General features: G+C 29.4%; 13 protein-coding genes. 8 read left to right on the forward strand and 5 right to left on the reverse strand.

Features of this window, described 5'->3' with window-relative positions:
• Window positions 1–37 precede the first annotated feature (37 nt).
• Together AC28QF_RS08965 and AC28QF_RS08970 are read left to right on the forward strand one after the other, a co-directional pair.
• On the forward strand, window positions 38–961 hold the full coding sequence (locus AC28QF_RS08965; RefSeq protein ID WP_488201658.1) for a PorP/SprF family type IX secretion system membrane protein: 924 nt from the start codon (window positions 38–40) through the stop codon (window positions 959–961).
• An 11-nt stretch (window positions 962–972) separates the two neighbouring features.
• Window positions 973–3,015, forward strand: coding sequence for an OmpA family protein (locus AC28QF_RS08970; protein ID WP_488201657.1), 2,043 nt, complete (start codon window positions 973–975; stop codon window positions 3,013–3,015).
• Window positions 3,016–3,096: 81 nt separating this feature from the next.
• Here AC28QF_RS08970 and AC28QF_RS08975 read toward each other — a convergent pair whose 3' ends face one another.
• The 5 genes from AC28QF_RS08975 to AC28QF_RS08995 form a co-directional block, all read right to left on the reverse strand.
• A complete protein-coding gene (locus AC28QF_RS08975; RefSeq protein ID WP_488201656.1) occupies window positions 3,097–3,360 on the reverse strand; it encodes a hypothetical protein in 264 nt (87 codons plus the stop codon).
• Window positions 3,361–3,364: 4 nt separating this feature from the next.
• Window positions 3,365–4,333: a deoxyhypusine synthase family protein gene (locus AC28QF_RS08980; protein WP_488201655.1), complete on the reverse strand. Its 969-nt coding sequence runs from the start codon at window positions 4,331–4,333 to the stop codon at window positions 3,365–3,367.
• Between the two features lie 153 nt (window positions 4,334–4,486).
• Entirely contained in the window at window positions 4,487–6,016 is a 1,530-nt protein-coding gene (locus AC28QF_RS08985; RefSeq protein WP_488201654.1) for a carbon-nitrogen hydrolase family protein, read from the reverse strand.
• Window positions 6,017–6,025: 9 nt separating this feature from the next.
• Complete coding sequence (gene speB / locus AC28QF_RS08990; RefSeq protein WP_488201653.1) at window positions 6,026–6,964, reverse strand: agmatinase; 939 nt, start codon at window positions 6,962–6,964, stop codon at window positions 6,026–6,028.
• 12 nt (window positions 6,965–6,976) lie between these two features.
• Window positions 6,977–8,368: an arginine decarboxylase gene (locus tag AC28QF_RS08995; RefSeq protein WP_488201652.1), complete on the reverse strand. Its 1,392-nt coding sequence runs from the start codon at window positions 8,366–8,368 to the stop codon at window positions 6,977–6,979.
• Between the two features lie 637 nt (window positions 8,369–9,005).
• Here AC28QF_RS08995 and AC28QF_RS09000 point away from each other — a divergent pair.
• The 6 genes from AC28QF_RS09000 (at window position 9,006) to AC28QF_RS09025 (ending at window position 16,028) form a co-directional block, all read left to right on the forward strand.
• Window positions 9,006–10,262 (forward strand): tyrosine-type recombinase/integrase, encoded by a 1,257-nt coding sequence (locus tag AC28QF_RS09000; protein WP_488201651.1) that lies wholly within the window; start codon window positions 9,006–9,008, stop codon window positions 10,260–10,262.
• Between the two features lie 10 nt (window positions 10,263–10,272).
• Window positions 10,273–11,172, forward strand: coding sequence for a hypothetical protein (locus tag AC28QF_RS09005; protein WP_488201650.1), 900 nt, complete (start codon window positions 10,273–10,275; stop codon window positions 11,170–11,172).
• A 225-nt stretch (window positions 11,173–11,397) separates the two neighbouring features.
• Window positions 11,398–11,691 carry a helix-turn-helix domain-containing protein gene (locus AC28QF_RS09010; protein WP_488201649.1) on the forward strand — a complete coding sequence of 98 codons (294 nt, stop codon included), beginning with the start codon at window positions 11,398–11,400 and terminating at the stop codon, window positions 11,689–11,691.
• 1 nt (window position 11,692) lies between these two features.
• Window positions 11,693–12,013: a hypothetical protein gene (locus tag AC28QF_RS09015; RefSeq protein WP_488201648.1), complete on the forward strand. Its 321-nt coding sequence runs from the start codon at window positions 11,693–11,695 to the stop codon at window positions 12,011–12,013.
• A 6-nt stretch (window positions 12,014–12,019) separates the two neighbouring features.
• Entirely contained in the window at window positions 12,020–13,216 is a 1,197-nt protein-coding gene (locus AC28QF_RS09020) for a primase-helicase family protein (protein WP_488201647.1), read from the forward strand.
• A 1,054-nt stretch (window positions 13,217–14,270) separates the two neighbouring features.
• Window positions 14,271–16,028, forward strand: a complete 1,758-nt coding sequence (locus AC28QF_RS09025) for a T9SS type A sorting domain-containing protein (protein ID WP_488201646.1) — start codon at window positions 14,271–14,273, stop codon at window positions 16,026–16,028.
• Window positions 16,029–16,040 lie beyond the last annotated feature (12 nt).

Below are 16,040 nucleotides of genomic sequence, written 5' to 3' on the forward strand. Positions count from 1 at the left end.
TAGAATAAGAAAAAAATCTTTTAGAAAAAAAACGAAAATGAATTTAAAATTTAAAATTTCAATAATCTTGTTTCTAATTTTTACTACCATAAGTAGTAGTGCACAACAAGATCCTCAGTATACGAACTACATGTTTAATACAATGACTGTAAATTCAGCTTATGCTGGTTCTAGAGGGCATTTATCGGTAACAGCACTGCATAGAACACAGTGGGTTGGTATTGATGGTGCTCCGCAAACACAAACGTTAAGTATAGAGTCTCCAGTAGGTAAAAATGTAGGAGTAGGATTATCGTTTGTAAATGACCGTTTGGGGCCGTCAAAAGAAACGTATATAGACGCAAGTGTTTCATATACTTTACGTTTAAATAATGATAGTCAACTTTCTTTTGGAATGAAGGGAGGGGCTAGATTATTAAATGTTGATTTATTTGATGGTTTTCAAAATCAAACAGATGTAGCATCTATTAATAATAAATTTTTGCCAACAATTGGAGCGGGTGTTTACTGGCGTAATGAAAAATCATATGTCGGATTATCAGTACCTAATTTTTTAACTAAAAATCATTTTGATAGAGATGATTTTAGTAGTAATAATTATAAAGTTAGTGCAGAACGATTACATTATTTTTTAATAGCAGGTAAGGTATTTGACCTTAGTTCAAGTGTAAAGTTTAAACCTGCTTTTTTAGGTAAGTTTGTAGCAGGAGCTCCTGCAATTGTTGATTTATCTGCCAATTTTTTAATAGATGATACTGTAAGATTAGGAGTAGCTTATCGTTGGGATGATTCTGTTAGTGGGTTGTTAGGTTTTCAAATAAGTCCAAGAATATTATTAGGATACTCTTATGATTTAACAACGACAAGGTTAGGAGACTTTAATTCGGGTACACATGAAATAATGCTACGTTATGAATTAATAACCAAAGAAAAACAATTAAAATCACCTCGTTTCTTTTAAATTTTATAAAAATGAAAAAAGTAATTATAATATTATTAGTCTTGTGTGTGAATAATTTATCTTTTGCACAAAGTAGCAAAACGTACGACCAAAAAATAAACAGCTTAACGCCAAAAGCAGATAAGCTCTTTAAAAGGATGTGGTATAAAGAAGCTGCAACACTTTATGAAAAAGAGTTAAAAAGTTTAAGCAAAAAAGAGAGTAAAGAAGCAGATTATTTAAGTGTATTAAAAAAAGCAGGAGATTCTTACTTTTTTAATACAGATATGAAAAATGCAAACCGTATTTACAAAGAATTGATCTCAAATTATTCATCAAAAATAAATTCAGAATATTTATTTAAATATGCACATACTTTAGAAGGTATTGGTAAATATAAAGAGGCAAAATACTGGATGAAAAAGTTCTCTAAGAGAACAGAGAAAACAGATGATAGATCCAAAAAATACAATCAAGAAAATCAAACAATAGAAGATGTATTAAATATAGAACCTCAGTTTATTTTAAATAATCTATCTACAAATACAAAATATTCAGATTTTGGACCAATGTATTATAAAGATAAATTAATTTATTCATCAGCTGTAGATTCATCAAATTATCATACCAGGATTTATCAGTGGAATCAACAACCTTTTTTAAACATGTACTTGGCTACAATAAATGAAACAAGTGCAGATGTTAAAAAAGAGGGAGATTTTTCTGAAAATTTAAATACGAGATATCATGAAGCAACATTAGCTTTTTCACCTAATGAGAAAAGAGTTTATTTTACTAGAAACAATTATGATGGTGAGTTAGGTAGAGACGATGAAGGTACAAACCATTTAAAATTATACAGTGCAGATTTAATAAGAAAAGGCAACGATAGTATTTCTGAATGGAATAATGTAAAAGAATTACCTTTTAATAGTGAAAAATATTCGGTAGGTCATCCAGCAGTTAGTAATGATGGAAAGTTATTATACTTTGTTTCTGATATGCCCGGCTCTATAGGTGCAACAGATATTTTTGTAGTTGATATATTAGAAGGTAAAGTAAATAATAAAAGTGATTCGGTATACGTTGGTTATTCTAGACCTAGAAATTTAGGAGAAAAGATAAATACAGCAGGACGTGAAATGTTTCCTTATATAACTGATAATAGATTGTACTTTGCTTCAGACGGACATTTAGGTTTAGGTGGTTTAGATGTTTTTCAGAGTACTATTAAAGATGATGATTTTACAAATCCTTTAAACTTAGGGGCACCTTTAAATAGTGAGTTAGATGATTTTTCTTTTATTATTAAAGAAGATCAAAATACAGGTTTTGTGTCATCTAACAGAAAACTAGGAAAAGGAGATGATGATATTTATTCATTTATTAGAACACCTATTGAATCAGCACCAGTATGTAATCAATTCGTAAAAGGAATAGTATCTAATAGTATTACAGGCGAACATATCGCAAATGTAAAAGTAATACTGTATGATGAAGAAAAAGAGGTTTTAGAGACAACGATTACAAATGTAAACGGAACTTATGCATTTAATAAAACCATAAATTGTAAAACAAAATATAAGGTTGTAGCTTCGAAAACAGGATATAAACAAAAAGATAAAAAATTATTAACAGGAGAGAAGAGCGGAGAAACTTTTGTTCCGTTAGGTTTAGAAACATTAAATAAACTTATAGTTGAAGAAGGTGGATTGTTAAAAATTAAAATTGGAATTATTTATTTTGATCTTAATGAATCTGATATTAGAGGTGATGCAGCTATTGAACTTAATAAAATTGTTATTTTAATGATGCAATATCCAAAAATGGTGATAAAAGTAGAGTCGCATACCGATTCGCGAAACACAGACTCATACAACTTAAGTTTGTCGGACAGAAGAGCTAAATCAACAAAAGAATATTTAATTAAGAGTGGTATTGAATCAACTAGAATTGACAGCGCTAAGGGATATGGAGAGTCTCAGTTACTTAATAAATGTTTAAACGGTGTGAAATGTAGTTCTATTGAACATCAACTAAATAGAAGGTCTGAATTTATCATTTTAAAAATGTAGTTTTTTAGAATTTACAATACAAAAAAAGCAACCAAATTTGGTTGCTTTTTTTATATTGTAAAAAAAGATATTTAATAAGAGCTAATCAAATTCTTCATTGAAATTAATCTCATCAAAAGAGTCTTCATCATCAGCATAGTCTTCCATTGTTTGCTCTAGTTTAGAACTGATTTTCACTAAATATAAAGTGTCATCTGTTTTAACCTCTACAGCTTTAATAGTTTCGTTTTTGGAATTTTTAAACGAAATAATATCACTATGATCGTATCCGTTAGGATATTCTTTAATTAACAAATCTAAAATACTAGCTGTTAGTTTTTCGTAGTTTACAATGACTCTTTTCATTCTTTTACATTTTTAATAGATAGGCGAAAATTAACGGAGCAACAATAGTAGCATCACTTTCTATAATAAACTTTGGCGTATCAATATCTAATTTACCCCAAGTAATTTTCTCATTTGGTACTGCTCCAGAATATGAACCATAACTAGTTGTAGAATCTGAAATCTGACAGAAATAGCTCCAAAATGGCGTTTCCGGTTTTTCCATATCTTGGTATAGCATTGGCACAACACAGATAGGGAAATCTCCTGCAATACCACCACCTATTTGGAAAAAGCCAATTCCGTTTTCAGAATTATTTGTATACCAATCGGCAAGGAAAGTCATGTATTCTATACCCGATTTTACCGTATTTGCTTTTAACTCTCCTTTTAAAACATAAGAAGCAAAAATGTTCCCCATGGTAGAATCTTCCCAGCCAGGACAAATAATTGGTAAGTTTTTTTCTGCAGCAGCATACATCCAAGAATCTTTAATATCTATCTCGTAGTATTCTTCTAAAACGCCAGATAACAATAATTTGTACATATACTCATGTGGCAAATAACGTTCACCTTTTGCTTCTGCATCTTTCCAAATTTTTACAATATGCTCTTGAATTCTTCTAAAAGCTTCTTCTTCAGGGATACAAGTATCTGTAACACGGTTTAAACCTTTTTCTAGTAAATCCCACTCGTCTTGGGGTGTTAAATCGCGGTAGTTAGGTATGCGTTTGTAATGAGAATGTGCCACTAAATTCATTACATCTTCTTCTAAGTTAGCACCTGTACATGAAATAATATGTACTTTATCTTGACGAATCATTTCTGCAAAAATTTTACCTAATTCAGCCGTACTCATTGCACCTGCCAGGGAAACTAACATTTTAGAACCTTTTTCTAATTGTGTTTCGTACCCTTTGGCAGCATCTACTAAAGATGCTGCGTTAAAGTGTAAAAAGTATTTTTCTATAAAATTTGATATTGGTTTACTCATTTTTATTTATTTGTTCTCGATACGATTTTTCAAAAAAGAAAAACCACTCGAACTGACAGCAGTCGTTTTTAATAATTATTTTTTCACTGTCACATCGAGTGAAATTTCTTTTTCAGAAATTTTGTATCGAGATGTTTTTTATATTTTAAATTATTATTTGGCTATTTTTCTTACTTCAAAAATATCTGTTCTTCTATCTTTTAAATTTCGTACGCTACCAAATTGGTTTAAATCCTTTAGTAAATCTAAATCTACATCAGCAATTAAAATCATTTCAGTATTTGTGGTTGCTTCTGCTTTTATTCCGTTTGCAGGAAAAGAAAAATCACAAGGTGTAAAAACCATAGATTGTGCGTACTGAATATCCATATTGTTTACTTTTGGTAAATTACCAACACTACCAGCAATGGCAACATAACATTCGTTTTCTATTGCTCTGGCTTGCGCGCAATGGCGTACTCTTGAATATCCGTTTTGAGTATCTGTTAAAAACGGAACAAACAAAATATCCATTCCTTCTTCTGCTAAAATTCTACTTAATTCAGGAAACTCAGAATCATAACAAATTAAAACACCAATTTTACCACAATCTGTATCAAAAGTTTTCAGCTCATTTCCGCCTTGCATTCCCCAAACTTTAGCTTCATCTGGTGTAACATGTAATTTTTCATAGCGATCTGTAGAGCCATCTCTTTTGCATATATAACCAGCATTGTATAACAGTTCATCTTTAATTTCTGGCATACTACCAGTAATAATATTAATGTTATACGTAATTGCCAATTCAGAGAATTTCTGAACAATTTGCGGGGTATATTTTGCTAATTCTCTAATAGCTTCCGATTCTGGCAAGTGATTATTGTCTGCCATTAAAGGAGCATTAAAAAACTCGGGAAATAATGCGAAATCAGATCTGTAAGCAGAAACTGCATCTACAAAGTATTCAGCTTGCTGCATTAATTCTTCCAAATCTTTATACAAACGCATTTGCCACTGAATTAATCCTAAACGCACCACTTTTTTCTTTGTAGCTGCCTTCTTAGTTTTTTTTTCGTAGTAAATATTATCCCATTCTAATAAAACAGCAAATTCACCAGAATTTTTATCACCTTCTAAATATCCTTTTAAAATTTTTGATGGATGAAAATCATTTGAAATTTGAAAGTTTAAAACAGGGTCTTGAATTTCTTTACGTTTTACGCTTTCTATATATTCTTTTGGTGATAAAGTTGACGCATATTTATGATAATTCGGAATTCTACCTCCAAACGCAATTCCTCTTAAATTTTGTTTTTCAGCTAATTCTTTTCTGTAATCATACAATCTTCTGCCTAAACGTAAACCTCTGTACTCCGATTTTATAAAAACGTCTATTCCGTATAACACATCACCATCTTCATTATGAGTGTCAAATGTATAATTACCTGTAATATCTTCGTAGGTATGTTGGTCATCGAAACTATCATAATCTAATTTAATAGAAAGTGCACAACCAGCTAAATCTCCATTTATCTTTATAACAACTTGCCCTTCAGGGAATTTGTCAATTAAAGATTTAATTTGATTTTCTTTCCAATAAGAATCCGGCATACTTGAATAAGCCTGAATCATAGCTTCTTTTAACTGTTTATAATCAGTTAATGTTAAATAATGAAGCTCAATGTTTTCAATGTTTTTTATCATTTTATCGAATTAAAAATCGTCATTATCATTATCTTTAAATTTAGAAACAGTAGCACGATTCTCTTTTTTAGTATCGAGAGTTTCCTCATCATCTGTATCGTTAGAAAACTTATAGCTTAACATTTTATAGTAAAGTTTAGCTGCTAAAAAGTCTGATGATTTTTCAGACGGATTAGGGCATAACTCAACAATATCAAAACCAACAACATTTTTGGTTGTAAAAACTTTCTTTAAAAACTCTAACGTTTCATAGTAAAATAAACCACCCGGTTCTGGTGTTCCGGTTGATGGTAATAAAGAAGGGTCAAGAGCATCTAAATCGAATGTTATAAAAACGTTATCTGTTAATTGATCAACAACATCGTCCATCCAATATTCATTTACAGCCATATCGTGTGCAAAAAACACTTTATCTTCATTCATTTCCTTTCGCTCAGAAACATCCATGCTTCTAATACCAACCTGAACTAAATTAGTATTCTGATTTGCTTCATAAACTGCACAAGCGTGGTTACAAGAAGAGCCTTCGTATTCTTTTCTTAAATCGGCATGCGCATCAATATGTAAAACAGTTAAGTTGTTAAAGCATTCATCAAAAGCTCTTATCGTTCCGATAGATATAGAATGTTCGCCACCAAAAAGGGTTACAAATTTTTTCTTATTGATAAACTTTTTAGTTGCTGCATGAACTGCTTCTACCATTGCCTCTGGCGATGACTTTTCTGTTACAGCATCTGCCAAATAAATACCTTGTTTATAAACTTCAGTATTTGTTTCAATATCATAAAGCTCCATGTTTTCTGAAGCTTCTAAAAATGCATCAGGACCTTTATCAGCTCCTTTTTGCCAAGTACTAGTTCCGTCATAAGGAACCGGAATTAATACGATTTGTGCATTTTCTAGTTTTGCGTATTGATCTGGAATTCCTGCGTAATTTTTATTTTTCATTATACTATATTGTTAGTAACCAAGAATTGATAAGAATTCTTCGCTTTTTTGTTGGTCTTTAAATAATTTGGTAACAATGTTTCCTTCTTCGTCTTTTGATATCAGAATATGTTTTGGTGCTGGTATTAAGCAGTGTTGTAAGCCGCCAAAACCACCAATTGTTTCTTGGTAAGCTCCGGTGTTAAAGAAACCAACATACAGTGGGTTCTCTTTTTCGTATACCGGTAAATATATACCATTAACATGTTGCTCTGAGTTGTAATAATCATCACTATCACAAGTTAATCCACCTAATAAAACACGTTCATATCTATGGTTCCATTTATTAACAGGAAGCATAATAAAGCGTTTGTTAATAGCCCAAGAATCTGGTAATGTTGTAATGAAAGACGAGTTAATCATATTCCACTTTTCACGATCGTTTTGCTTTTTTTGATACAATACTTCGTACACAGCACCACCAGCTTCACCTACAGTGAAACTACCAAATTCAGTAAAAATATTAGGAACATCTACTTCAGCTTCATCACAAGCAGCTTTAATTTGATTGATAATTTCATCAACCATATATTCATAGTCATAATCAAATGCTAGTGAGTTTTTAATAGGAAAACCACCACCAATATTTAAGCTATTTAAAGTAGGGCATACCTTTTTTAATTTGATATATACCGTTAAACATTTTAGCAACTCGTTCCAATAATAAGCGTTGTCTCTTATACCTGTATTGATAAAAAAGTGAAGCATTTTTAGCTCTACTTGTGGGTTTTTAGCAATTTCACGCTCGTAAAAAGAAACAATATTTTTGTAACCAATACCTAAACGGCTGGTATAAAACTCGAATTTAGGTTCTTCTTCAGAAGCAATTCTAATACCTACTTTAAACTTACTTTTAGTTTCGTTTAATAAAAGGTCTAGTTCCTCATAATTGTCTATAATCGGAATGCAGTTTTTGTGTCCACCATCAATTAAACTAACAATGTTCTCAATATATTTATCACGTTTAAAACCATTACAAAGTACATAAGCATCATTACTTAGTTTGCCAGATTTTTTAAGTGCTTTTACAATATCAATATCAAAAGCAGATGATGTTTCAATGTGAATATCATTCTTCAGAGCCTCATCTAACACATATTTAAAGTGTGAGCTTTTGGTGCAGTAGCTATAGTTGTAACTACCATTATATTGGTGTTTTTTTATTGCTTTTGCAAACCAGTTTTTGGCATTGTTAATGTTTTCTGATATTTTAGGTAAATAGGTGAACTTTAACGGCGCACCGTATTGTTTAACCAGTTCCATCATATCTATATCATGAAAAAATAAATTGTTTTTTTCTGTACGAAATTCCGCTTGTGGAAAATCGAAAGTTTGTGCTATTAAATCTTTATATTTAGTATTCATTTTGTTTTATAATGTAACCCTGTAAATGTTTTGTACAGAGAAGTTGTTTAAAAAATAGATACATCGAAATCGTATATCTTTTTTAAAATAATGCGTAACAAATTATAGGCTATATTTTATAGCTGATTTGTTAAAAACTAAAATGTATATGAATATATCAGACTCTTAGAGCCAAACAGTCACCGCACTGATTGTCGAAATTCAGTGGTAAAGAGTAGTTATTTGAAAAAGAAGAAACCTTAATTTTTTCGCTGTGTTTCCAAAACACCAAACAGCTTTTTATCTTCTTATAAAAGTTGTTTACGAAATAAGTAGAACTATACATTAAACCTATCTAATAAGATGCGGTAAATGTAAACTATTTTTTAAAACAACAAACTTTTTTTTATTTTTTTTAAAAAAAATATTCAGGTAGTATTTTTAGTTGCTTTAAAAAGTAAAAACCCTTACAAACACTAGGTTTGTAAGGGTTAATTGTGGAGACGCCGGGTATTGACCTTGTTTTACCTTGTTATGTCTTACTTGTTGCTGTATGTGCTGTTAACGTTGGTTTTGTAAAATTTTTATTATTTATTTTATGGTCAATTATCTATTGAATGTTACCTTTACTGTCACCTAAATTGACACCTATTAAACAATGACAAGTGCATTTAATTTAAAAGATAAAAATAAAGACGGATCAACTTTAATTTATTTAAAAGCCTATTTTAAAAAAGAAGGAAGAAGATTTGTTTACTCTACAGGAGAATCTATTCATCCGAAAGAATGGGATTTTGAAAACAGGCAACCAAATAATTTAACGGGAAGAACTGCGAAAGCAGAAACCCATAGAACTGTTAAAAGGCAGCTAGATAGATACTCTAATCTGTTTACTTTAGTTACAGAAATCTATAAGAATACAAATCAGGAGTTAACCATAGAAAAAGTTAGGCAAGAATTTGATAAAGAATTTAAAAGGGTTTCTGTTGGTAAAAATAAATTTTATGATGCTTATGATGAGTTTATGTCTTTTAAGCAAAAAAATCAAGAATGGTCTGATGCAACTATTAAGAGGTATGATAATATAAAAAACATGCTAAAGGATTTTGAGAAAACTAAAAAATACAAAATCACATTTGATACTATTAATCAAAAGTTTTATACAGAATTCACTGATTTTTGTATGGTAGGTAGAGGGCATATTAATAATACATTTTCAAGAAATGTAGGTTTGGTTAAAACTTTTCTTTTTTGGGCATTAAAAAATGGGCATACATATAAAGCAGATTTTATAAATTTCAAAAAGAAACCTAAAGTAATTACAAACCAGATCGCTCTTAGAAAAAAAGATTTAGAGACATTATTAAAAATTGAAATGACTTCAAATAAATTAGAGCGTGTTAGAGATGTGTTTGTTTTTTCTTGCGTTACAGGTATGAGATTTGGGGAATTGAAGTTTGTTTCCCGAAACAATATAGACGGTAAAGCATTATTGTTAAAAGAAGAAAAAGGTTCAGGGAAAAAGAGTAGAGAAATACCTTTGAGTGGTATAGCATTACATATTTTAAATAAGTATGATTATAGTTTGCCTTTAATAGCTAACCAAAAACATAATGATTATATAAAAGAGGTTTTTAAGGATGCTGGTTATACACATAATGTAGAAAAAACATCTACTAGAGGTAAAGAAGTAATTAGAGAAGAAATACCTTTTTATAGAAGGATAAGTTCTCACACGGCTAGGAGAACATTTATTACCATGATGAAAAGAAAAGGTAAAAGTGATAAGTTAATTGCGGAAATTTCTGGTCATAATGATATGAAAACACTTAATCAGTATTACCAAGTTACAAATGAGGATGTAAAAGATGCTGTTAATGAAACCTTTGATTTAGAAATACCAAAAAAAGATTAAATTATTAAAAATGAATTACGGAAAAGAATTTATAAAGCTATATAATAAAAAACTTTCAGCGTTTAAAAAAATAATTATAAGAAGAATAGAGGAGGGGTACGGCTCTCCAGAAATTGCAAATGATTTATATTCTAGGTATGTAAACGAAATGCGTGGCGAGATGAATGAAATTGAGAAGAATGATAATAGAGGGAGAAAAGAGACGTCCATGACTGGTATTTCATTGGGTTACATGAATAGGCAGTATAAATTCAATAGAATAGAAAATATAGTAAATAGAGATATTTATAGCTACTTTTTGGATCATGAACAGCATTCTCAATATAAAGATTTTAATCACTTTTTGGAGAGTTATTCAAAGTACTTAGTACTTCTTAACTATAGTCGATTTTTAAGTGAAAACTTAAGGCTCTTTTGTTCATTTATAGATAAAGAAAAGGTTAAAGATTTTTTTAATGTAAAATACGTTAAGAATGATTTAAATGTATTGATATTAAGTAAAGAAGTTTCAGAAAGTGAAAATAGTATTCCTTCAGAAAGAGCTGTTAAAAAAGATGAAATAAAGGTTACTGATATTAACTTAAAAAAAGAAAATTACGATAACCCTTTTACCGAAGATGAAAAATTTATTTTGATACATTACTTATTTGAACATGAAAGGACACAAGAAAAAAAACTATCTGTTTATGAAGTGACTCTAATTTTAAAAATTTCTTGTGAAGCATTTACAAATAAAGAACTCATTAAAATTAGAGATACTCCTTATGAAAAATATTATAAAGGGTATGATTACTATAGTGGTTCGAAGAAAGAAAAAAGAGATAAATTAAATAAATTAATAGAAAAATGTAGAATATTTGAGCTAAATAGATTTTCTGAGTATTTAACTCATGAATTGTTTAAAATATAATTTATTACTCCAAAAACTTCTAAATTGAATAATTAAATACTTCTCAACTAGCTGTAAATCAGTGTTTGTGTTTACTCTAAGCCTCTTCCGAGCTTACTCCATGCACTTTAATCTTATCATTAAACAACCAATCTTTGCAGTAATAAAACATAAATATTCAATCCATGGATATTAGTAATTACTGAATATGATGTGTTTTTAAATATTAATTTATATAAACATATTATGAAAGGAATAATAATAACTACACCAGAAGAACTTTTTGGTATGATTGATTCAGCAATGTCAAAAAGAATCAATCCATTACAAGAACTAATTAATAGTAAGTTAAATCCGCAAAAGAAAAACGTAACGGTTAAAGAAGCAGCAAAAAGATTAAACGTTACAGAGCTTACTATACGAAACTATATAAAGAAAGGTCTTATTGATGCATCTAAAATAGGAAGAAGGATTGTAATTAATTTAGAAGGGCTAGAGAATACCTTGCAGGATGTTAAATCTTTAAAATATCGTAGGTAAGATGGAAGGTTTAAACGAAGAAAGTAAAGTAGTGTTAAATAACTTGATTGCTATAGTAGATAACATACAGTCTGAAATGTATAAATTAAAAATCGATAGAATATCAGACTCTTTTCTAATAAAGCACTTAGATTTTTATGAAAAAGAGATTGATAGGGTAAAAATTATGATAGCTCAAAGTCCAAGGTTCAAATGGCAATTTATTCAACAAGAGATTGATTTACTTTTTAAAAAAGATAATTCTTTAACAGGAGTAAATATTTTTTTAGATTGGAAAGACTGCGTAGTGCATAATAGAACTTTTTTAAACTTTAAAATCTAAATAATTATGAACTACGTTAGAATAGGTACAGATTATTATAAGATTTGTAGTGTTCCCCTTTTAAGTGGGGACACTGCAAAAACTTTAATTAAATGGACTAAAGGAGAAATAATTACAGATAAGGGGCAAGATTTTTTAAAATCTATAAAAAAGTATGATGGGTTTATCACTATTCCAGATCATCAAAATTATAGACAAGAAATAAATTCTTTTTACAATCAATATGAAAGGATAGAATATAAAAGGGTAAAAGGTAAGTTTGATATAACAGAAGCTTTTTTAAGACATATTTTTAAAGAACAGTATGAGTTAGGTTTAGACTATCTTACCATATTGTGGCAAAAACCAACTCAAATTTTACCAATTTTATGTTTGGTGAGCGATTCTCGAAATACAGGGAAAACATCTTTTTTAAATTGGTTAAAATTGTTATTTCAAGGAAATATGACTATTAATAAAAACGAAGACTTTAGAAGCCGTTTTAATAGTGATTGGGCATCTAAATTAATTATTTCTGTAGATGAGGTTCTTTTAGATAGGAGAGAGGATAGCGAACGTATTAAAAATCTTTCTACTGCGGGTTCGTATAAAACAGAATCTAAAGGAAAAGACAAAGTTGAAACTAATTTTTTCGGTAAGTTTATATTATGTTCTAATAATGAAGAAAATTTTATTCAGATAGATGATAAAGAGATTCGCTATTGGGTAATCAAGGTAAATTCTTTTAAGGAAGAGGATGTCGATATGCTAAAAAAATTGGGTAATGAAATTCCGCATTTTTTATATTTTCTAAATAATCGAAAAATTATATCAGAAAGAAAAACAAGAATGTGGTTTACAAAGCAACAAATTTATACTCCTGCTTTAGATAAAGTTGTAAAAGGAAATAAAACGTATTTAAGTCAGGAAATTAAAGAGGTCTTGATAGATGATTTCATCGCTTTTGAAGTTGATGTTTTAAAATACACAGCAACAGATTTACTTGATAAATTAAGTAAAGGTTTAAAGACAACTCGTTTCAAAATTACTAAAAGTCTAAAGGATGATTATAAGTTAGAGCCTTTAAACGGAAGTTATCAAAGATATTTTGTTTCTTTAAATACATCACAAAAAACAATAGTAGATTCTGAAACTAAAAAGGGAAGGTATTATGAGTTTTTAAAAAGTGATTTTATGGAAATGTCGTTGAATGTTGACAGGTAATAGCATTAAGCTAATATATAAAAGGTTTTTGTTGGTAACAGTAGTTCAACAGTTTGTCAACAAATTTTATTTAGATTTTACTGTTGAGAGATTGTTGATTCTTTGTTGATGGTTTAATTTGTTGTTTGTTAATTTATTAACCTTGTTATTCAACAAAGCAACGTAAAATTAATTATTGTATTTTTAATAGGAAGTGTTTAGTTATATAATTTGAAAGAATAAGTGATTTAGTTATTATATGTCTTAATAGTTGTAAGTCTGAGTGACTCTATTATACATTGATAATGTTTTTTATATATCGAGACTGTATTGCGTTTTTCATTTTTAACGCAAAGTATAATATAGGTATGGGTAATTCGCTTTTTTTTAGTGGATTGAGTTTATTGGTGTTGTGCTTTGTGTTAATTGCGTTTTGCGTTAGTTACGCAAATTGAATAAAAAAAGTCACCCAGCTACTACAGGTTCTAATTGCCGTAAGTCTGGGTGACTTTCATTACAAAGTGATTTTTTTTAATCAGGTTTTTAGTATGATTTGCGTTTTTGCGTTGCGTTTTGCGTAATTAACGCAAAAATAAAGTAATGTAAATTTAACTGTCTTGTTATGGTTTGAATTAATTTCATTTTATGAAAAATGCAATTAATTATATAAGAAAATCTTTATAATTATAAAAAACTCTCAATTAACAGAAAAATATAACTATCAGTTTCCCTTTTTGTCTAATCAAAAAGAAAACTATTGTATTAAATAAATTATGAAAGAAGTTACGTTTAATAATTGGTTGGGGCTAAATAATTTTTATGAGTGTATTTGAACGAATACCATCAGCAGGATTTTTAAAAGGAGAAATAAAGGTGTAGCTGATAAAATGATTATGAGTATAAGTGGCTATAAGTATATTAAAATTTTTAATATGTACCGTTAAATAAATAACGATGCTAAAATTAATGCAGTTAAACTTGTTTTTGAGAGCTTTAGGTGAATAAATTTATTACTTACTTGTTAAATGTATAAAATTTTGTAGTATTGTACTTGAAAAAATTAAAGTAAAATGCTATGAAAACAAAACTACTTTATGTAGCCATATTTTATATGGTTACAATTCATGTTGTTGGACAAAATCTATTAAATACAAACTCATGGACTGTCAGTTCGGGTTCTGTTGCGGGGTATGCGCAAAATGGAGTTACTTCTGAAAATAGTCGAGAATATGGTTCTGGTCCAAAAGGAACTTCAGAATTATTATGGAAAGCAGCTCCAGATGCAATTAGTAATGCAGATGGTGGCTGGAATTCTTCCTATTCTAATATCGACCATACAAAAACCTATCGTTTTGTAATATGGTTAAAAAAAACAAATTCTAATAACGGGAGTTCTTATTTTGGATTTAATAGTAATTCTAATAATGGTTTAACTCTTAACGGCACAGTAAATAACAACCCTTATTTTTGGGCAGGTGATTTACCTCAGTTAAATAAATGGTATATGTTAGTGGGATATGTACATGGTAGTACATATAGTTCTACAATCAGTTATGGAGGTATTTATGATGGTGCTACAGGAGAAAAAGTAAGAGGAATTACTGATTATAAACTTAAAAATACAGCTACTGTTTTAAGACATAGAACCTACTTATATTACGATACTAATACTTCAGATAGGCAATATTTTTGTAAACCAAGAATGGAGTTGGTAGATGGAAATGAACCTGCTGTTGAAGAATTATTAGGATTAAATAATGGTGACTCTACTAATTTGCTAGATACTTCTACTTGGACAATTGGAACAGGAAACGCTTCTGGGTTTTCTCAAAATGGAGCTACTTCAGAAAATAGTAGAGAATTAGGAAGAAATCATATAGGGGAAGAAGTTGTGTTATGGAAAGCAGCACCAGATGCTTCCAGTAATGCAGATGGCGGTTGGAAAAGTGGGTGGCATTCTGCTATAAATTCTAGTTCATACCGTTTCAGCGTATGGATAAAAAAGACAAATTCTAATTACGGGACTACATACTTTGGGTTTTATGCTAATAGTAGTGGCTCATTAGGACTTAATGATACCTATTATAGCAATCCCTATTTTTGGGCAGGTGATTTACCAAAATTAAATAGATGGTACCTGTTAGTTGGGTATGTTCATAAAAGTAGTCATACAGGAACATCTAATACAGGAGGTATTTATGATGGTACTACTGGAGAGAAAATTAGAACAATTACAGATTACAAACTCAAAAGTACAGTTACTTCACTTAGGCATCGTTCTTACTTATATTATGACACTAATGTTTTAGATAGACAGTATTTTTATGAACCTAGAATTGATAAAATAAATGGTAATGAACCAAGTATTCAAGAATTGTTAAGAATAAATAACGACTCTAAATTGATATTATCTTATGATATTGCTGGAAACCAAACACAAAGCTTTTATTGTGGTGATCCTTCTTATTGTTCACCACCAGCAGCTAGAAAAGAAGAAAAAGAAGAGGAAGACGATATTGTTGTTTCTGATACAGCTAAAGATGATGGTTCTGAAGAAGAGGAAGAACATTTAGAAAATGAAATTTTAGACGATCATTTACATGTATATCCAAACCCAACTTCTGATTATGTTACTTTAACTTTAGGAGATAACCTATTAAAGAATATACATTCTATAAATTTATATAGTACAAACTCTGTATTACTTCAAAATATTAAACCTAATAGTAATAATATTCAATTAGATCTTACTAAAATGCCGACAGGTATCTATTTTATACATATTCATGTAAATAAAGGGAAGGGCATCACTAAAAAAATTATAAAAAAGTAAAAAGCTAGAAAA

It is taken from the genome of Tenacibaculum sp. M1.3A (assembly GCF_057732375.1).